15 protein-coding genes and 1 pseudogene are annotated in these 19,563 nt (G+C 67.2%); 6 read left to right on the forward strand and 10 right to left on the reverse strand.

Annotated elements, in window-relative coordinates; translation table 11 throughout:
- Nucleotides 1-10 precede the first annotated feature (10 nt).
- Both ACN28I_RS04085 and ACN28I_RS04090 read right to left on the reverse strand, forming a co-directional pair.
- Complete coding sequence (locus tag ACN28I_RS04085) at nt 11-640, reverse strand: ankyrin repeat domain-containing protein (RefSeq protein WP_420940843.1); 630 nt, start codon at nt 638-640, stop codon at nt 11-13.
- Nucleotides 641-643: 3 nt separating this feature from the next.
- Nucleotides 644-1,678, reverse strand: a complete 1,035-nt coding sequence (locus tag ACN28I_RS04090) for a hypothetical protein (RefSeq protein ID WP_420940844.1) — start codon at nt 1,676-1,678, stop codon at nt 644-646.
- An 838-nt stretch (nt 1,679-2,516) separates the two neighbouring features.
- Here ACN28I_RS04090 and ACN28I_RS04095 point away from each other — a divergent pair.
- On the forward strand, nt 2,517-5,042 hold the full coding sequence (locus tag ACN28I_RS04095) for a DEAD/DEAH box helicase (protein ID WP_420940845.1): 2,526 nt from the start codon (nt 2,517-2,519) through the stop codon (nt 5,040-5,042).
- A 544-nt stretch (nt 5,043-5,586) separates the two neighbouring features.
- Here the strand turns inward: ACN28I_RS04095 and ACN28I_RS04100 are convergent.
- From ACN28I_RS04100 to ACN28I_RS04125, 6 genes and pseudogenes are all read right to left on the reverse strand, one after another.
- Entirely contained in the window at nt 5,587-7,500 is a 1,914-nt protein-coding gene (locus tag ACN28I_RS04100) for a kelch repeat-containing protein (RefSeq protein WP_420940846.1), read from the reverse strand.
- Complete coding sequence (locus ACN28I_RS04105) at nt 7,424-7,918, reverse strand: hypothetical protein (RefSeq protein WP_420940847.1); 495 nt, start codon at nt 7,916-7,918, stop codon at nt 7,424-7,426. The genes ACN28I_RS04100 and ACN28I_RS04105 overlap by 77 nt, the downstream gene beginning before the upstream one ends.
- A 53-nt stretch (nt 7,919-7,971) precedes the next feature.
- Nucleotides 7,972-9,675: a kelch repeat-containing protein gene (locus tag ACN28I_RS04110; protein ID WP_420940848.1), complete on the reverse strand. Its 1,704-nt coding sequence runs from the start codon at nt 9,673-9,675 to the stop codon at nt 7,972-7,974.
- A 98-nt stretch (nt 9,676-9,773) separates the two neighbouring features.
- Nucleotides 9,774-10,091 carry a hypothetical protein gene (locus ACN28I_RS04115; protein ID WP_420948870.1) on the reverse strand — a complete coding sequence of 106 codons (318 nt, stop codon included), beginning with the start codon at nt 10,089-10,091 and terminating at the stop codon, nt 9,774-9,776.
- Nucleotides 10,092-10,203: 112 nt separating this feature from the next.
- Nucleotides 10,204-11,055 (reverse strand): annotated as a pseudogene (locus ACN28I_RS04120) (MFS transporter); the annotation flags it as partial.
- 69 nt (nt 11,056-11,124) lie between these two features.
- Nucleotides 11,125-11,484 carry an STAS/SEC14 domain-containing protein gene (locus tag ACN28I_RS04125; RefSeq protein WP_420940849.1) on the reverse strand — a complete coding sequence of 120 codons (360 nt, stop codon included), beginning with the start codon at nt 11,482-11,484 and terminating at the stop codon, nt 11,125-11,127.
- 236 nt (nt 11,485-11,720) lie between these two features.
- Here ACN28I_RS04125 and ACN28I_RS04130 point away from each other — a divergent pair, with 236 nt between their 5' ends.
- A complete protein-coding gene (locus tag ACN28I_RS04130) occupies nt 11,721-12,794 on the forward strand; it encodes a type IV pilus twitching motility protein PilT (protein WP_420948562.1) in 1,074 nt (357 codons plus the stop codon).
- A 19-nt stretch (nt 12,795-12,813) separates the two neighbouring features.
- Here ACN28I_RS04130 and ACN28I_RS04135 read toward each other — a convergent pair whose 3' ends face one another.
- Entirely contained in the window at nt 12,814-14,520 is a 1,707-nt protein-coding gene (locus ACN28I_RS04135; RefSeq protein ID WP_420940850.1) for a serine/threonine-protein kinase, read from the reverse strand.
- Nucleotides 14,521-14,753: 233 nt separating this feature from the next.
- Here ACN28I_RS04135 and ACN28I_RS04140 point away from each other — a divergent pair, with 233 nt between their 5' ends.
- On the forward strand, nt 14,754-15,521 hold the full coding sequence (locus ACN28I_RS04140; protein WP_420940851.1) for a polysaccharide deacetylase family protein: 768 nt from the start codon (nt 14,754-14,756) through the stop codon (nt 15,519-15,521).
- A 1-nt stretch (nt 15,522) separates the two neighbouring features.
- Here the strand turns inward: ACN28I_RS04140 and ACN28I_RS04145 are convergent, their stop codons facing one another.
- A complete protein-coding gene (locus tag ACN28I_RS04145) occupies nt 15,523-16,542 on the reverse strand; it encodes a DUF4105 domain-containing protein (RefSeq protein WP_420940852.1) in 1,020 nt (339 codons plus the stop codon).
- Between the two features lie 158 nt (nt 16,543-16,700).
- Between ACN28I_RS04145 and ACN28I_RS04150 the strand changes: the two genes are divergently transcribed.
- The 3 genes from ACN28I_RS04150 to icd all read left to right on the forward strand — a co-directional run bounded on the left by ACN28I_RS04150 (nt 16,701) and on the right by icd (nt 19,556).
- Nucleotides 16,701-17,333: an OmpA family protein gene (locus ACN28I_RS04150; RefSeq protein ID WP_420940853.1), complete on the forward strand. Its 633-nt coding sequence runs from the start codon at nt 16,701-16,703 to the stop codon at nt 17,331-17,333.
- 66 nt (nt 17,334-17,399) lie between these two features.
- Entirely contained in the window at nt 17,400-18,053 is a 654-nt protein-coding gene (locus tag ACN28I_RS04155; protein WP_420940854.1) for a class I SAM-dependent methyltransferase, read from the forward strand.
- Between the two features lie 207 nt (nt 18,054-18,260).
- A complete protein-coding gene (gene icd / locus ACN28I_RS04160) occupies nt 18,261-19,556 on the forward strand; it encodes an NADP-dependent isocitrate dehydrogenase (protein WP_420940855.1) in 1,296 nt (431 codons plus the stop codon).
- The last annotated feature ends 7 nt before the right edge of the window (nt 19,557-19,563 follow it).

A 19,563-nucleotide genomic window follows, 5' to 3' on the forward strand; every position in this document is an offset into this window, starting at 1 on the left:
GCCCGCCATTCTACGGCATGCGGTCCTTCGCTCCTCCGAGCAGTTCGAACGCGGCGTCCCATGTCTGAGAATCGGATTCAGCACGCGGCGGCAGACGGTAGTGGGCGGGCAGGCCGTCCTCGTCCGGGGCCCTCGGATCGGCGCCCGCGTCGAGAAGCAGCTTGATCATGGGGAGGTCCAGCCGACGTGCCGCGTGTCCGAGCGCGGTGTATCCGGTCAGCCCGCCCCAGTCGTTGATCGTCCGAGTCGCCCCCGCGCCCAAGAGAAGCGAGGCCATCCTCAGATTGCCCACCTGCGCGCACGTCCGCAGCGGCGTGACTCCTTCACTGCTGCACACGTTGGGCTCAGCCCCCGCCTTCACGAGCGCTTCGACTGCCGCCAGCTCGTTTTCGCAGGCCGCCACCAACAAGGGGGTCTTGTCTCGCTCGACGTCCCATGCGTTGACGTCCGCGCCGTGCTCAAGGAGCGCTAGGAGCACGTCGAGTTCGCCCCCATCGGAGAGTTCGTAGATGGCCACTTGCAGCGGACGCAACCCCGGCGGCTCCGGCTGCGGCTCGTTCGGATCGGCCCCCCCCGCCAGCAGCGCCTTGACCCGGGCCGTATCGTGCTGCTCGATCGCTGCGAAGAGTTCTTTCGACATAATTCACTTCTCCGCCATCGGATGACCAGGGGCACAATTCTTTGCTTCGAGTTTCTTGATATTCGCGATGCCCTGTTCGAATTGGATCATTGTTTTATCGTGTGATTGGTCAGGCTTGCCTCCAAAGCACTCTTTCTGAATCTCCCACCGCTTCTCCAGAACTTTCTTCATCGCTTCAAGACGCAACCGGATCCTGGAGCACGGCACCTTATCCAGCCTTTTTTTGTTCGTCGAGTCGGGCGCCTTCGGATCGAAGGGGGGAATTGACGCGCTGAGCTCATCCTTCTCCGCCTGAAGCTCGTCGAGCCGGCTGTTCTTGCAGGTCTGATCCGCGTGGCGGGGGACCCGGTCGTACTCCTCCTTGCTGGTGTAGGGCTTACCCGTCGCCGGATTGGTCTTTTTCCACCAAGGGGTAGGAGCCGTGACCGCCGCAACCGGGTCCGAATCAACGTCCAGCACGACCTCCTCTGCTTCCTGACGCTCGAATTCCTCCATGAGCCGCCGTGACTCCTCCGCTACGTCCAGCAGTCGCGCCTCGTACTCCCGCTGAGCGTCGACCCACTCCGGGCGACGGTCGATCTCCGGCCCGGCGGTGCTGGAGGGGTAGAGCAGGACGAGGCCCACGAGCAACGGGCCCACCCGGGGGATGAATTCAGCCAGCGTCCTGGCGCGTCCCGCCTGCGCGACACCCTCCGCCCCCCTCACCACCTCGGCGGCTTGCCCGCTCGCTTTCGCGGCGCGCGAGAAGCGCTCGAAGGCCCGTTCCGCAGCGGTGAGCTTGCGGTCCAACTGTTCCCACTGACGCGGCTCGATGTCTTGGCGTGCCCGAGATAGCAGTGCCCTGGCCTTGTCCAGGTCCGGCTTTACAATCCACGACCGTTCCGGTGTCGGCTCCATCGGCGCGGAAACGAACCGGATACGCGGGCCCGAGGTGGGAGCCGACGCGAAGGCATGGGGCCGTGGCATCGACTGCGGGGCGGGCGCGCTCGCGCAGGCTGAGGCCAACAGCAGAAGTACAAGGCAGGCTCGGAAACGCATGGGGTCCTCCATTCGAGCTAGGACCTGGCGGGTCCTGGCGGGGCCGCTCGGAGTATGAAGGGTTGCCCTGACAGCTACGAACGAGCGCGCCGGGGGAAGGCAAGGGGGCCAGGGTTGCCGCAGCCGCAACTCGGGCCAGGGCGAGCGAGAACGCAGCGGGCAGCCAAAGCTCGGGGGCAGTGCAGGCTCTAGGGCGCTAGGTTGCACGGCCCCGTGGCCCCGGTCGGTGAAACGGTGAGGCGCGCACCTGGATCGCGCCAGGAGGCTCCAGCGGCGTGGCTGCTGGCCTCGGGGCTGGTGGAGGAAACGGCACACGACAGCCGCAGCTCGGACCTGTGGAGGACTCCCATGGCGGTAGCGGGGCCAGCGGACGCACTCTCGCGAGCAGCGCTGGGACATTCGACCGCTCGCCTGTGGCTGGAGGGGGGCCGAGCATACAGGCCGCTCCTGCCTCGACTGGCACTGTTGTAATCACTCTGGTTGAGCCCTCGCCGCCGGTAGAGCTGCTGCCCCCTGCCGAAGCATTCCCAGCACAGGACCCCGGCAGCGGGGGGGGGCGAGCTGCATGTTCTGCCAGGGAGAGAGCTACACGTTCAACATGGCCCCGGCAGCGATGAGCCACACAGTCATGGCTACAGGGCCATAGGCGCTGGGCAGCCAAGCAAAGAGGCCCTCGCATATATGCCGTACCGAGCTACGGACAACCAATCCTCGTGCAGGTCGGCCCTTGAATGGCAAGCCCAGGCAGCCTCATTAACGTGTCAGCAGGCCAACCCTAGCTGTGTCGGCCGAGAGAGAACCCGCCGCAGCCAGGGCAAGAACGTAGGGAGACGACGCGATGGACTTTAAAAGCTTGGGTGGCGGTAGCGCGGCAGACAAGCTTATCGTCCCTCGGGATCTCTTCAATGTTCTTCCGGCTAAGGCGCCCCGCTACCAGTATCCACGCGACGTTCAAGCCGACGTCTGGAACCAATGGTTTAGCCGACGCAACGAACGCGATCTCACCATCAAAATGAACACCGGCAGCGGGAAAACCGTCGTCGGATTGCTCATTCTCAAGAGCTGCTTGAACGAAGGGGCAGGACCAGCGGTGTACGTAACGCCGACGCCCTACCTCGTCCAGCAAGTCATCAAAGAAGGACGCGACCTTGGGCTTGAGCTTACGGAGGATGCTCGATCGCCGCGCGTCATGAGCGGAAAGGCCATTCTCGTAATCAATGTCCACAAGCTCATCAACGGGCAATCCGTTTTCGGCGTTGGCAGCGAAGGGGTCGAAATCCCCATTGGAAGCGTCGTAATCGACGACGTTCACGCATGCCTCGCCGAAACCGAAGAGCAATTCTCAATTAAACTCGTCTCACCCGCCCAAGCCTACAAAGACCTCCTAAAGCTCTTCAGCTCAGATCTTGAGCATCAGTCTCTTTCTGGGGCAACAGAAATCACCGAACAAGAGCCCAATAGAAACATGCTTGTCCCGTATTGGGCGTGGGCAAGCAAACAACAACAAGTCCAGCAGATCCTTCGCGAGTTCGTTCGCACGTTCAAGAACGACAAGGACAAGGACAACAAAGAACACAAAGATATTGCCCTGTTTAGGTATCCTCTAATCAAGGACCACCTGAATCTGTGCGAATGCGTGTTCGGCGAAGGAGAGGCAGAAATCTCCTTACGCTGCCTCCCAATTTCGGTGATCCCCAGCTTTCAATCAGCACAGCGCCGCATCTTTATGAGCGCCACAGTCAGCGACGACAGCGTGCTCGTGACGCACTTCGACGCAGCGCCCGAATCAGTTCAAAAGCCGATCCATCCGGAGAGTTCCGGTGATATTGGGGACCGGATGATTCTTGTTCCGCAAGAACTCAATCCATCCCTTACCGACGACCAAGTCAAAGAGTACCTCAAGCACTGTGCCCAAACAGTCAACGTTGTTGTGATCGTTCCATCCAAATTTCGCGCCAAGTACTGGGCGGACGTAGCCGCAGCCACACTTAGCACCGACGATCTTCAAGCGGGAGTCGCAAAACTCAGGCAGGGCCAAGTTGGGTTAGTGGTGCTCGTGAACAAGTATGACGGTATCGACCTTCCAGACGATGCCTGCCGCATCCTTGCGATCGATGGGCTTCCAGATGTCCGAGGCCGTCTTGAAAAGATCGAACAGGGCATGCTCTTCGGCAGCGACCAAGTTATTCGAGGTTCCATACAGCGAATTGAGCAAGGAATGGGACGTGGCATTCGGTCCAACGAGGACTACTGCGCCGTATTTCTGATGGGGCGCTCTTTGACAAGCCACCTCTATGCGCGAAACGCGAAGTCGTTCTTTAGCGCTGCCACCAGAGCGCAACTTGAGCTGTCGGAGCAACTTGCCAAGCAGTTCAACAATCCAAGCATTAACGATATCCACCAAGCCGTCCGGCAGTTTATCAAGCGAGACCCCGACTGGATCCAGGCGTCCAAGGCAGCCATTGTTGGCGCAAAATACGCAACGGGCCAGACCAGCCACATAGCACTAAGTCAACGACGCGCCTTCAACTCTGCCGTCAATGGCGACTATCGCGACGCACAGTCCGCGATGCAGAGTGCCGTAAATGCCGAAAAAACCGACAAGACAAAAGCTTGGTTGATGCTGCAAATGGCCGAATATCAGCATCACACCGACGCAGTGCAGTCACAGCTAATACTCAAGGAAGCTGTTCGCCTTAATCCTCAGATTACACCGCGCCCGCTGGAGGGCATCGAATACACCAAACTGCCAAGCCATCTGGCGGAGCAAGCAAACCTCTGCCTGCACCATCTGCGCCAAAACTATCCGAACCCGAACACCTTCATTCTCCAGATGAACGCCTACCTTGAGGCGCTCATATTCAAACCGGGCACAGCGCCGGTTTTCGAGAAGACCCTTGCAGACCTCGCTCTTGCAATCGGATACCTTAGTCAGACTCCGGAAGGCACAACTGGTAGAGGACCCGATGTGCTGTGGAGCCTGGGAAGGCAAAAGTTCTACGTTATCGAATGCAAGAATGGCGCAACCGTCGACACCATCGCCAAGGACTACTGCAATCAACTCACAGGCTCCATGACTTGGTTCACGGATAAGTACGGACCAACCTGCACGGCCACCCCCATCATGGTGCATCCTGCCTCTATAATTGAATATGCAGCCACAATGCACCCCAACGCACGCGTCATCACGACGGCCCATCTAGGCGCATTGAGAACTGCGTTTCGGGAGTTTGCCAAAGCGGTAGCTTCAAAACCGCGATACGGTACTGAAACAGAGGTGGCCCAACTCCTGGCCCACTTCAAGCTAACTGAGGAGGTGTTCGTCAGTCAGTTTACCGTGAGTCCTCGTGCAGCAAAGAAGTGAATCCACACTACGGATCAAGCCCATCGCCTTCTCGGCGGCTCCAACTCTCCAGCATCGCTGCCACAGATGCTCTGCCCGAGGGGCGACTGGCCAGTAATGTGCCCCTGCCGGAACTGGCTCGTGGCGTTATCGAATGCCCGGGTGGGCGTCGGGCCCGACACATCCCCCGTTTGCGTCCTGGGAGGATGACCGGCTCCCGCAGGGGCCCGCCATGTTGCACGTATGTCGCAGGAGCGTGCGGAATGACCTGGAACGGGGCGGGACAGGAGGGGACGCGGCGGGATACCGACTCCCAAGCATTCCGGGCGGTTGCGAGGTAAGGGCGCGATTCTGCTGGGAGTTTCGCACCGCCCGGCGCGGGTTCGATTCCCGCCGCCTCCACTAGAAGTTACCCGCCGCTCCGAGCCGCGCCCTCCGTGCCGCGCAGGACGGAGACGAGTCCGGAGCGCGCCGGGCCGGCACAGATGCTGTAGGCGGCTGACGGCCTCGGCATGGAGGGAGTCACCTCGACTCCGCTGAGGCGCGGATGCGTCCCCCCGAGGGCTCAGGGGCTCGCGGGCAACTGGTCGTACACCTCGGACGTCGCCAGGTTGCTGCTGCCGCTGTCCCGTCCTCCCACGACGAGCACCTGGCCATTGGGCAGCAACGTGGCCCCATGCTCGAGGCGCGGCGAGGACATGGAGGGCGCGGCGCTCCAGGTTCCCGTGGCCGGGTCATACACCTCGGCCGTCGCCTGGTAGCTGCTGCCGTTGAATCCCCCCGCGACGAGCACCCGGTCCGACGTGAGCCGGGTCGCCGTGTGGTCGTTGCGTGCCGAGCTCATGGCGCCGGTGGGACTCCAGGTCCCCGTGGCCGGATCGTACAGCTCCGCGGTCGCCAGGACGCCACTGTCGCTGCTTCCTCCCGAGACGAGCACCTTGCCGTTGGAGAGCGGCGTCGCCGTGTGGTCCTTGCGCGGTGTGGCCATGGAACCGGTGGGGCTCCAGGTGCCCGTGGCCGGGTCATACACCTCCGCCGTCGCGAGGGGGGTGGTGCCGTACCCGCCCGCGACGAGCACCTTGCCATTGGAGAGCAGCGTCGCCGTATGCCAGCGGCGGGCGGTGGTCAGGGCCCCCGTCGCGTTCCACCTTCCCGTGCTCGGGTCGTACACCTCCACCGTCGCCAGGGGGGCGCCACCGCCAGCCTGGCCTCCCGCGACGAGCACCCTGCCCGACGAGAGCCGGGTCGCCGTGTGGTAGTAGCGCGCCAGGGACAGGGCGCGGGTGCTGCTCCAGGTGCTCGTGGCCGGCTCGTACAGCTCCGCGGTCGCCAGGACGCCACTGTTGCCGTATCCCCCCGCGACGAGGAGCTGGCCGGTGGAGAGCGGCGTCGCGGTATGCCAGGAGCGCGCCGAGGCCATCTCCGCGAGGGGGCTCCAGGTGCCCGAGGCCGGGTTGTACACCTCCGCCTTCGCCGTATGGCCGCCGCGATGGGCGCCCCCCGCGACGAGCACCAGGCCGTTGGAGAGCAGCGTCGTCGTATGGCGGTCACGCGACAGGCTCATCGCGCCCCTGGGGAGCCAGCGCGTCGAACCGCATGCCGGCGGGCCCGTCACCGTGAAGCTCCGGGTCACCTGGAGTCCGAAGGCATTGGTGATGGTGGCGGTGGGGCTGGGGCTCGTGCCCGGCAGGAGGCACACGGGCGCCGTCCAGCCCACCCGGCTGCCGGAGGCGTCCGACGTGGGCGTGCCGAACGTGCCGAGGTGGGCCGCCCAGGCGAAGGTGAGCGCGGAGCCCGCCGGGTCGCTCGCCCCCACCTCGAAGGTGAGCGTCTGCGCGTCCTTCGCCGTCAGGCTCGACTGGAAGGAGTGTGTCACCGTGGGCGGCGCGCTCCGGGGACCCGCCGCCACGCACAGCGCGAGTCTGCCCGTGTTCTGTGCTCCCCGGCCGTCCTTCACCACCACGCTCACCTGACAGTTGTTGCACGCCGCCGGGGGCAGGGCCGAGGGCGTGAAGGTGGCGCCGGCGGAGGTGGCGCCCGTGAAGGTGCCCGCGCACGTGGCGCTCCACTGGTAGCCGAGCGTGTCGCCCTCCGCGTCATGGGCGAGCACGGACAGCGCTGTCGTCTGGCCCACGTCCAGGAGGGACTGGGAGGAGGTCAGGCCCACCAGCGTGGGGGCGGAGTTGAAGCCCACCACCACCTCCCCGGCGCCGCTGGCCGGGGAGACCGTCACGTCGACGAACGTGGCCAGGCTCGCGCCGCGCGAGTCGCTCAGGGTGAGCGTCAGGCGCACGAGGCCGGGGGTGGAGGGCGCGGTCCAGGTGGTGCTCGCCTGCGCTGGCGTGGAGAAGGTGCCCGAGGGCGCCGACCAGGCGTAGCTCACCGTGTCGCCCGCGTTCGGGTCATGCGCGGTGACGGTGAGGGAGAGGGTGCCGCCGGTGACCACGGAGGCGGGACTGGCCACCAGGGAGTCCACCACCGGGGCCTCGTTGGTGAAGGGCGGGGGCGGGGTGAGCTTCCTGGAGGGTAATGGACACGAGCCCCGTGGTGTGGGCGAGCACGTCGACGTTCTCGGCACGGCCCTCGTAGCGCGGGGTGTCGGAGGAGGTGAAGGCCTGGGCGAGGAAGGTGCGGTCCGCGCCCGCCGGAATCTCCCCGACGAGGCCGCCCCACGTGCCGTCGGTGAGGACGAGGTCGGCGGAACGCGAGGCCATGTCGGGACCGGACACCGTCACGGTGACGCGCGAGATGTCACCGGGCGCCGCGGTGGGCGTGGCGATGAGCAGCCGCATCGTGCCGGTGGAGGACGTACCGGGGGGCGGCGGCGGGGAATCGGGACAGCCCACGAGCAGGGCGAGCACGAGCGGGAGCACCGCGGAGGGAGGCAGTCGGAACACGGAAGATCCTGTGGGAGAAAGGGGTCGCACGCGAGGCGCTCAGGGGCGCCGCCTCAAGGGCTCGTGGCCGGAGTCGTGTACAGCTCCGCCGTCGCCAGGTAGTCGAAGCTGCCGTAGCCGGCCATGACGAGCACCTGGCCCGAGGCGAGGGGCATCGCACCATGTATCCGGCGTGCGGAGAGCATGTTGACGGTGGGGCTCCAGGTGCCCGTGGCCGGGTCGTACACCTCCGCCGTCGCCAGGATTTCATTGCCGCTGGCGCTGACGCTGTTGCCCCCCGCGACGAGCACCTTGCCGTCGGGCAGCAGCGTCGCCGTGTGGAAGTGGCGGGGGGAGTTCAGGCTCCCGGTGGGGCTCCAGGTGCCCGTGGCCGGGTCATACAGCTCGGCCGACTTCAGGGAGACCGCGCTGCCGAAGCCTCCGGCGATGAGCACCTTGCCATCGGGCAACAGTGTCGCCGTGTGGCTCTCGCGCTGGACGGACGGGTTGCCCGCGGAGCGCCAGGTGCCCGAGGCCGGGTCGTACAGCTCCGCCCTGGGAGGCGCTGTCCCGGTGTATTCGCCGCCCACGACGAGCACCTGACCGCTGGGGAGCAGCGTCGCCGTGTGGTGGTGGTGTCCCAGGCTCATGGAGCCGGTGAGACTCCAGGTGCGCGAGGCCGGGTCGTACAGCGCCGCGGCCGTGGTGGCGCTGGTGCCATAGGACTGGTATCCGCCCGCGACGAGCACCTTGCCATCGGGGAGCGGGGTCGCCGTGTGATGGAAGTGAGGAGCGGCCAGGGAGCCGGTGGGGCTCCAGGTGCCCGTGGCCGGGTCGTACACCTCGGCCGACGCCAGGGGATTGGCGCCAATGCCTCCCGCGACGAGCACCTGACCGTTGGCGAGTGGCGTCGCCGTAGACGCGTAGCGCGCCGTGGCCAGGGAGCCGGTGGGGCTCCAGGTGCCCGTGGCCGGAGCGTACACCTCGGCCGACGTCAGGAGGGTGCTGTAGCGGTAGCCCCCCGCGACGAGCACCTTGCCCCCGGGCAGCGGAGCCGTCGCATGCTGGTAGCGGGCCGTGACCAGGCGCCCCGTCGCGATCCAACTGGCCGCGGTGCCATCCGCCAGGACGGTGACGGCCAGGCCCACCGAGAGGGCCATGCCGCGCGAGTCACTCACGCGGACGGACAGGTGCACCTGGCCCTGGGAGGAGGGAGCCGTCCAGGTGGTGTTCGCCAGGCCTGGCGCGGAGAAGGTGCCCGAGGGCGCCGACCAGGCGTAGCTCAACGTGTCGCTCGCGTCGGGGTCATGCGCGCGGACCGAGAGGGAGACGGTGCCGCCCACCGGCACGCGGGAGGCACTGGCCACCAGCGCGTCGACGAGGGGCGCTTCGTTGGTGAAGGGCGTGGAGAGCTCGTGGAGGGTGAGGGACACCCGCCCCGTGGTGCCCGCGCTGAGGGTGACGTTCTCGGCGCGGCCCTCGTAGCGCAAGGTGTTGGCCGGGGTGAAGGCCTGGGCGAGGAAGGTGCGGTGCGTGCCCGCGGGAATGTCTCCCAGCACGCCGCCCCAGGCGCCCTCGGTGAGCACGAGGTCGGCGGAGCGCATGGCCATGTCGGGACCGGACACCGTCACGGTGACGCGCGAGACGTCGCCCGGCACGGCCGAGGGCGTGGAGACGGCGAGCCGCACCGTGCTCGTGGAGGCGGGCGGCGGGGAGTCACAGCCGGCGAGCAAGGCCAGCACGAGAGGGAGGACCGCGAGGAGTCGCAGCGCAGACAAGGAGCGTCCTGGGAGGAGAAGGGGCCGCACCCCCGTGCGGTGCCGCGCACTGTAGAGCAACCCTCCCGGCCCTGTTCAAGGGGGCTCGGCTCGCGTTTTCAGGGCTCGACCTCCGCCGTGGGCGTGCGGCGCACCGGCTCCGGAGTTTCCGCCAGCTCGGGAAGGAGCACTCCGCTTCGTCTCCCCCACGTGAGCACGAGGGTGGCGAAGGCCGCGGTTCCGAGCAGCGAGGCGGCACGCACGCCGATGAGGTCTCCCAGCCCTCCGATGATGGCGACGCCGAGACCGTAGGCACCATCCACTCCGGCCGTATACAGACTCGCTACCCGGCCGCGGATGGAGCGGGGCGCTCGTGACAAGGAGACGCTCTTCCCTCCGCTCATCATCGCCAGATAGGCCGCACCGAGAAGGGTCATCGCCATCGCCGCTGTCGGGACGGTCGGCATGAGCCAGAACAACGCGTTCGAAAATCATCAGCGCGATCGCGGCGCCAGCAATCCACCTGCGCGTACCGAAAATCTCCATGCCCGCCGTGGAGGCCGCGGCCGCCATCACCGCTCCGAGCCCCTGCACCGTCATGAGCAGCGAAACTCCCGCCGCGTCGGAATGCAGATCGCGAATCACGAAGATCGGCACCAGACCCATGAACGGCGCGACCAGCAAGGAAGCGCTGATGGACAAGGTCAACGACGTTCGGATTCCAGGTTCCGCTCGAGCCGCATCGAGGCCTTGCCGGATTTGAACCCAGAGCGGCTCGCTCCCGGAAGGCCCTGGCCGCTGGGGCTCGAGCCGCATCACGACGGGGAGAACGGCCAGGAAGCTGAGCGTGTTGAGGGCAAAGGCCCATGGCACACCGCCTACCGCGATGACCGCGGCGCCAATGGCGGGGCCCACCATGCGCGCGAGGTTGAATTGCCCCGAATGGAGCACGATGGCGCTCCGCACCACTGCCTCGGGGACCTGCTCGGTCAGCATGGCGTTGAAGGCGGGCCACATCATCGTCGCCGAGCATCCGATGCCTACCAACAGAATCAGCAACACGGGCATCGAGAGTTGCCCGCGAAATGCCAGCAAGGTGAGCAGCGCGCTGACGAGAATCTGAATCCAGACGACGGTCAGCAGATAGGTGCGGCGGTCGAAGCGATCGCTCAGCGCTCCCCCTACTGGAGCCATCACCACCGAGGGAAGAAAGAGCGCGGCCGCGGCCAGGCCACTCCAGCCTGAACGGCCGGTCGACTCAGCGACATAGACACCTACGGCGACGCGCTCGAGCCACGTTCCAAGGTTCGAGACGAACGCGGAGATCCACAGCGAGCGGTACAGCGGCAAACGCAGCGCACCCCAGTAAGATGCACTTCGCGGGGGCGAGGAGGAACTCATGGTGCTCCCGCCGCGTATCACGTCTTCCGGCGCCCACTCCACTCCTGCTGGAGGGAGGCTGGCGCTGAGTCACGCGGCGTCGAGCGCGTCGTCGGGCTCGAAGAGCCAGGCGCGGGCCGCTTCCTCATCATTGAAGCGGCGGAGGATGCGGTCCATGCCGCTGCCACGCGCGATGCGGTTGAGCTGGAGCGCGGTGAGCTCGCTGCCGACGATCTCGGCGATCCGCCGCATGCCCGCCTTCATCGCGGCTTCCTGGCCCTGGCGGAGGATCTCCGCCGCCTCGGGCGAGGTGGTCCGGAGCTGGCGCAGGTCGGCCAGGGCCCTGACGATCCGCCCGTGTTCCGCCAGCGACTTCACGGCGCTCACGGCCTGCTCGACGAACTGCTGCATCTCTTCCGCGCGGATGGAGCCTTCCAGGGAGACTTCCACGTGCGTCTTCGACTGAGCGACCTTGACCTGGAACAGGGGAACCTCGCCTGAAGGGAGCCCGGGGACGGAACATTCTACTACCTGGATTCCCTGGCGCGTACCAGATGCACCGGGTGTGACGGCCCGGTGAATCCCGGGGGGGCCCGGAGGGGGTGGGGGGAGGAACCGCGTCAGGTTCTTGGCTGGCCCGGGGTGCTTTGGCCTAGAATCCCCGGCCGACGAGAGAGGTCACTCCCCTGGATCTGGCGACACTCAACAAACTGCTCACGGTCGGCGTGCAGAATGGCGCCTCGGATATCCACTTCCGGCCGGGAGATCCTCCCATCTACCGGGTCAACGGTGTGCTGCGGCCGCTGAAGATGGAGAAGCTCCATCCGGACCACACCAAACAGGTCGCGCTCCACATCATCAGCGATCCGTTGACGAAGACCCAGGTGGACAGCCTGCAGGAGTACGACACCTCGTACGGCCTGCCGGGGGTGGCGCGCTTCCGGGTGAACATCTACCGGCAGCGGGGCACGCTGGCGTGCATCCTGCGCATCATCCCGGATGAGATCCCCACCATCGACGGGCTGGGGCTGCCGCAGGTGCTCAAGACGATCGCCGGCAACGATCGCGGCCTCGTGCTGGTGACGGGTGCCACGGGCTCGGGCAAGAGCTCCACGCTCGCGGCGATGATCGATCAGATCAACCGCACCGAGAACCTGCACATCCTCACCATCGAGGACCCGGTCGAGTTCATCTACAAGAACCACAAGTCCTCCATCTCCCAGCGGGAGATCGGCCCGGACACGGAGAACTTCGCCATCGCCCTGCGCGCCGCCTTGCGTCAGGACCCGGACGTGATCCTGGTAGGCGAGATGCGCGACACGGAGACGATCGACATCGCGCTCAAGGCCTCGGAGACGGGCCACCTGGTGCTCTCGACGGTGCACACGACGGACGCCTCGCGGACCATCAACCGCCTCATCTCGGTGTTCCCCGCCGAGGAGCAGACGATGGTGCGCATGCGCCTGGCCGACAGCCTGAAGGCGACCGTCTCGCAGCGGCTGCTGCCGAAGGCGGACGGCAAGGGACGCACCGTGGCGCTGGAGATCATGGTCCAGACCAAGTCGGTGGAGCAGTACATCCGCGAGGACCGGGCCAACGAGCTCAAGGACGTGATCGAAAAGGGCCGGGACATGTTCGGCATGCAGTCCTTCGATCAGCACCTGAGCCAGCTCTACAAGCAGGGCATCATCAGCCTGGAGACGGCGCAGGGCGCGGCCACCAACCCGGCGGACTTCCAGCGCGCGCTCGAGTTCGAGTGAGCGCGGGCGGCCGGGCGTCTCAGCCTCGCGTCCGCTCGGCCACGGCCGGGAGCGGGCGGGACGGCCGGAAGTCCAGGCGCGTCTGGGCCAGGTTCCTCGTGGGCAGCACCGGGCCCGGCCGGAGCCGGGTCACACGCCGCTCGGGCTCCCGCTCCACCTGGGGAACGGCGGGCTCCGCCTGCCTGCTGGCGAGCAGCTCGTGGACGGCGCGGGCCAGCAGGGCCTGCCCCCGGGGATAGGGCGCGGCCTCGTCGGTCAGCACGCACAACTGCTCGCGCAGCCGCTGCGCTGCCGGAGTCCTTTCCCGCGGCTCCCAGTGGAGCAGCTCCAGGACGATGACATCCAACAGCGGAGGCACCTCCGGGCGGAAGGCGGACGGAGGGGGGAAGGACCTCGGGGTGAAGCCCCAGCGGGCGTCCTGACGCGCCTCGCAGGGGATGACGTGGCGGCCGGTGAGGGCCTCGTACAGCGTGAGGCCGAGCGCGAAGAGATCCGCGCGTGCGTCGAACGGCTCGGCCCGGGCCTGCTCCGGGGCCATGTAACCGGGCTTGCCGACGACCCGGCCCGCCAGGGTGAGCGAGACGTGGTGGGCGGCGCGGGCGATGCCGAAGTCCCCCAGCTTCACCTCGCCGATGCGCGACAGGAGGATGTTGGGCGGGTTGATGTCCCGGTGCACGAGGTTGAGCGGCGTGCCGTCGCTCGCGGTGCGGTGGTGGACGTAGTCGAGCCCCGCGGCGAGCTCGGCGCCGAGGTACGTCACCGCGGCCAGGGGGAGCGGCCCCCGGGCCCTGAGCAGCTCGCGCAATGAGACACCCTCGATGAACTCCATGGCCATGAAGTAGGTGTCGCCGAAGCGGCCCACGTCGAGCACCTGGACGATGTTGGGGTGGTGCAGCAGCGAGCCCAATTCCGCCTCGCGCCGGAAGAGGGTGACGAAGTGGGGATCCCCGGCATGGGTGGGGAGGATGCGCTTGAGGGCGACGCGCTTCTCGAAGCCGCCCTCGGGGCTGTAGGTGGCGCGGAAGACCTCGGCCATGCCGCCCACGCCCAGCCGCTCGTGGAGGAAGTACTTGCCGAGCAGATCCCTGGCGCGCACGGCACGCAGTGCCTCCTCGGCCTTGCGCAGCAGGTGGCTGGCCACGAGCGCCGCGACGCAGCCGGTGAGGAAGAGGTACAGGGCGCGCAGGGTGATGAGCGGCGGCGAGAGCATCAGGGGCACGGGGGCCTGAAGCCGCGGCCAGGCCAGCAGCCAGTACAGCAGCAGCGACGAGATGGCGGCGAGGGCTCCGGCGTAGATGGCCAGGCCCCGGTTGGAGCGCATGGACGCGAGGATGATGAAGGCGCCCCACAGGAGCGAGGTGGGGTTGGTGAGGGCCTGCTCGGCGTTCTCGAAGTGCAGATCGAGCAGGAACTCGAAGACGCCGACGGAGATCTCCAGGGAGACGTTGATCCAGCAGATGGCGGGATGGAACCACCCGCGCCGGAGCACCCGGGAGAGCACCCCGTAATAACCCCCGTAGGCCGCGGTCATGCCGGCCACGGCGAGGGCGCGGGGCCAACCGAGGGCCGGTCCCAGCAGGAGGGTCGCGGCGACGAAGCACGACGCCGCCACGCAGATGAACCGGGCGACGTCGGCTTCGCGGGTGGCGGCATCCTCGCGGAGGTAGTCGGCGAGGAGCCGGGGGCCCATCGAGCCGGAGGTATTCGGGAATACTGCCTGTTGCATGATTCCCGGATTATTCAACACCTTGGCCCGGACGACCAGACCTGCGAAGTAGGCCCGTGCGCTCGTGGATGGGAAGGGCGTGGAGTGGCTCGCAGGCCCACATGGCGAGCGGACATGCGGGCGGCGACGCTCTCTGCGCGTCCTCCGGCCCGCGAGCGGTGTGCCCGGAGAGCCACACCTCGGCCGTCAGCCGGGGAGGGAAGCCGGGCCCGGCTCGTGCAGAGTGCGCGGGAATGAACCGGAAGCGATGGATTCGATGGGCCGTGGGGACGGCGCTCGTGGGGCTGGGGCTGCTGGTGGGGCTGGGGAAGCTCTCGAGGTCGTGGACGTACCAGCTCTTTGGCGAGATCTACCCCCGGGTGGAGACGTCCGAGAGGGTGGTGGCGCTGACGTTCGATGACGGGCCGAAGCCGGGCCAGACGGAGGAGATCCTCGGCATCCTGAAGCGGCACGGGGTGAAGGCCAGCTTCTTCATGGTGGGGCGGAGGATCGAGCGCAGCCCGGAGCTGGCGGCGCGGGTGCTCGCCGAGGGGCACCAGGTGGGCAACCACTCGTATTCGCACCGCCGGCTGGTGCTCAAGTCACCGTCCTACGTCCAGGAGGAGATCGACAAGACGGACGCGCTGCTGCGCGGGCTGGGGGTGCAGGGGGAGCTCCTCTTCCGGGCGCCGTTCGGCAAGAAGCTGGTGGTGCTGCCGTGGCTGCTCTCGCGGAGCGGGCGCAAGCACATCACCTTCGACGTGGTGTCGAGGGACGACGAGACGCAGGACGTGGGGCTGCTGACGTCGCGGGTGATGGAGTCGGTGCGGCCGGGCTCCATCATCCTGTTCCACGATGGGGGACAGGACAAACCGGGGACGGTGCAGGCGGTGGACATCGTCGTCGGGAAGCTGAAGGCGCAGGGCTACCGCTTCGTGACGGTGTCGGAGCTGCTGGCGCTCGGAGGCATCACTCCGGCTTCCGGGACCATCACGGCGAGCACGGCGCCCGCGGCGAACTGAATCAGGGCTCCGAGGCCGCGGCGGCGGGATTCACGGCCGGGGCCCGCCCGCGGATGCGGAGCGAGAAGTCGTCACGATCCTGGGCGGCGAGGGCGAGCGTGTTGATGCGATGGCGCTCGCGCGTCTCGGCGAGGCCCACGTCGGAGTCGATCAACCCCAGCGCGAGGGCGAGCGAATCGGAGTAGGCGGGCAGCAGGGTGCGGTGATCGTAGGGGACGTTGGTCTCGCTGACCTTCTCGAGGTGCCGCACGAGGTTGGTGGTGCAGTTGCTGGTGAACGAGTTGTAGAACTCGGGCCGGGCGTGGAGGCCGTTCATGCGCTGCACCATGTCGAGGAAGAAGGCGACGGTGCGCTCGTGGGAGGCGCGGACGGGGTAGAGGTAGACGTCATCGCGGCGGTGGTTGCTGCGGAGCTGGATGAGGTCGCGCTCGTCGCCGGCGACGTAGATGATCTCGTACTGGCGGAACAGGCCCCCGAGGACTGAATACGTCTCACCGCGTTCACGGCGGACCTCCACGGAGAAGGAGAGGAACCGATCTCCGGAGAACTCGAAGCTGACCATGGTGTGGGCGGCGCCTTCGAAGCCGGAGAAGGGCTCGACGATGAACCAGGCGCGGACGAGCTCCCGGGTGTCGTAGGTGGCAGAGTACCAGGCGGCGTCCCAGTCGGTGGTGCTGCGGTAGCGGAAGTTGCGGATGTCGTGGAGGGTGACGCGGGAGCCCTGCACCTCGGCGCGGGAGGCGCGGACGAGATCCGGAGCCCAGTCGCGGGTGAGCGAGGGCTGCACGGTGCGCGTCCAGGCGAACACGCCGGCGCAGAGCACGGCGAACGTCCCCAACGCGAGCCCACGAGAGCCCAGGCGCCAGGCGAGGCCCACGGCGAGGACGAGCACCAGGACCCCCACGTACCGCCACCAGGAGATGCCCTGGGGACCGCCACCGGTGAGGAGGACGGCGGGGACGAGCCACGCCATGCCGAGGGCGAGGAAGACGAGCGGACCGGCGAGGGAGAGAAAGCGCATGAGCGGCCGGGAGTATCCGTCACGGCCGCTCGGTCCGCAGCATCCGTCGGAGCCTTCCCGCCCGGGGAGCGGGCGGACGGCCGATGCGATTCAGAGGGGGTGTGAATGCCTCGGCCCGAGGTCCGCTCGAAAGGGTGACACACACGAGGAGGCTTCACGTGAACGCATGGAAGAAGGGTTGGGTGCTCGTTGTCCCCGCGCTGCTCCTGGGCGGAACGGCCTGTGTGACTCCCGGCAAGCGGACCGCCACGGGGGCGGCGGCGGGAGCCATCGTGGGAGCGGGAGCGGGGGCGGTGGCGGGGAGGAGTTGGGAGGGCGCGGCCATCGGGGCCGGAGTGGGCGCGGCGGCGGGCGGAGCCGTGGGCAACTATCTCGACAAGCAGGCGCGAGAGCTGGAGCAGGTGGCGGAGACGCAGCGGACGGACCACGGCATCCTGCTGAACCTGCGCAGCGAGCTGCTCTTCGAAACGGACAGCGCCGTGCTCACCGAGAGCGCCATCGCCCAACTGACGCGCATCGGGGACATCCTGGTGAAGTACCCGGAGGATCACCTCCGCATCGAGGGCCACACGGACAGCCGGGGCACGGTGCCCTACAACGAGGCGCTCTCGCTGCGCCGCGCCGAGGCCGTGGCGCGCGTGTTGACGTCACGGGGCGTGACGCCGCGGCAGATGCTGGTGCTGGGCCTGGGAGAGTCGGCGCCCGTGGCCTCGAACGACACCGCGGCGGGCCGCTCCACCAACCGCCGCGTCCAGCTCCACATCACCGTGCCGAACGCGCCGCCGGTGTGAGGAACACCGTCGTCGCTCCCTCTCCCTCTGGGAGAGGGCTGGGGTGAGGGTCTACGCTCCCGCGAGATGCCAACCACCGACGAGCAGGAGCAGGGAGTCCGGAGGGTGTACGAGGAGATCGCCGAAGCCTACGAGGCGTTCTTCCCGTCCCTGCAGCGGTACGAGGGGAGGGTGGAGCGGTTCCTCGGGGAGACGGTGGAGCCGGGCCGGCGGGTGCTCGATGTGGGATGCGGCCCGGGGCAGTTGACGCGAGAGCTCGACCCGACCGTGGAGGTCGTGGGCCTGGATCTCTCACCCGAGATGATCGAGCGGGCGAGACAGGGCCGGCCCTCGGGCGAGTACCGGGTGTACAGCTACCGCGACCCCGTGCCCGGGGAACTCGGGCGCTTCGACGTGGGGTTGGCGGTGGGGTGCCTCGACTTCTGCGATGACCTGGCGAGAACCCTGGGCCACCTCTCCGAGGCGCTGAAGCCCGGAGGGCGCCTGCTCTTCACGGTGCTCGAGCGCCGCCCGGGGCTGGAGGGGCACGAGGAGGCGCGGCGCCTTGTCCAGACGGCGGACCAGGAGGTGACGCTGTACTTCTGGTCCTTCGCGGAGACGGCCCGGGCGCTCGAGGCCGCGAGCCTCCTGCCACGTACCTACGAGCACGGGCCGGGCTGGGTGCAGCTCCTGGAGCAGCGGACGATGCACTTCGGGTGGTGGGACGTGGAGCGGCGCTGAACGGACGTGTCCCGTCTGTCCTCCGGGGTAGGGCCGGAAAAGGAGGTGGCGCACCATGTCACTCCAGGCGGCGCGCTGTCGGGGATTGGATCCGATAAGTCAGGCCGCACGGAGGGCAGCCGAACATCCTTGACGCGGGGGGCCAGTGTTGCAAAGCATCCGCCGCCCACAAGGTCACACCCTTCCCAAGTGTCAGGAGCTTCGTTCATGGCCCCTCCGAGCGGCGAGAAGATCACCCTGCAGAACGGCAAGCTGTCCGTGCCGGATCACCCCATCGTCCCCTTCATCGAGGGTGACGGCACCGGCCGCGACATCTGGCGCGCCTCGCAGGCCGTCTTCGACGCGGCGGTGGAGAAGGCCTACAAGGGCAAGAAGAAGATCTCCTGGTTCGAGGTCCTGGCCGGCGAGAAGGCGTTCAAGACGGTCAACAACTGGCTGCCCGACGAGACGGTCACCGCGTTCCGCGAGTACCTGGTGGGTATCAAGGGCCCGCTGACCACGCCGGTGGGGGGTGGCATCCGCTCGCTGAACGTCGCGCTGCGCCAGATGCTGGACCTGTACGTGTGCCTGCGCCCCGTGCGCTACTTCAAGGGCGTGCCCAGCCCCGTGAAGACCCCCGAGAAGGTCGATATGACCATCTTCCGGGAGAACACCGAGGACATCTACGCCGGTATCGAGTTCGAGGCCGGCAGCGCCCAGGCCGCGAAGTTCCTCGAGTTCCTGAAGAAGGAGTTCCCGAAGGACGCCGGGAAGATCCGCTTCCCCGAGGGCGTGGGCATCGGCATCAAGCCCGTGTCCAAGGAAGGCACGGAGCGCCTGGTGCGTGCCGCGATCGAGTACGCCATCGCGCACAAGCGCAAGAGCGTGACGATCGTGCACAAGGGCAACATCATGAAGTTCACCGAGGGCGCCTTCCGCAAGTGGGGCTACAACCTGGCGGTGCGCGAGTTCGGTGAGAAGGTCTACACCTGGGATCAGTGGGAGGCCACCAAGGCCGCCAAGAGCGAGGACGCCGCCAACGCCGAGCAGAAGGCCGCCGTCTCCGCCGGGAAGATCATCATCAAGGACTCCATCGCGGATATCACCCTGCAGCAGGTGCTGACGCGTCCGGACGAGTTCGACGTGATCGCCACGCTGAACCTCAACGGTGACTACCTCTCCGACGCGCTGGCCGCGCAGGTGGGCGGCATCGGCATCGCGCCGGGCGGCAACATCAACTACGTCACCGGCCACGCCGTCTTCGAGGCCACCCACGGCACCGCGCCCAAGTACGCGGACCAGGACAAGGTCAACCCGGGCTCGGTCATCCTCTCTGGCGAGATGATGCTGCGCCACATGGGCTGGCACGAGGCCGCGGACCTGATCATCCAGGGCATGGACAAGGCCATCGCGAACAAGACGGTCACCTACGACTTCGCCCGCCTGATGCGCCAGGAGGGCCAGGGCACGGTGACCGAGGTGAAGTGCTCCGAGTTCGGCCAGGCCATCATCAAGAACATGTAGTCGTCAC

This window comes from Archangium gephyra (assembly GCF_049060025.1).
Taxonomy (GTDB): Bacteria; Myxococcota; Myxococcia; order Myxococcales; family Myxococcaceae; genus Archangium; species Archangium gephyra_A.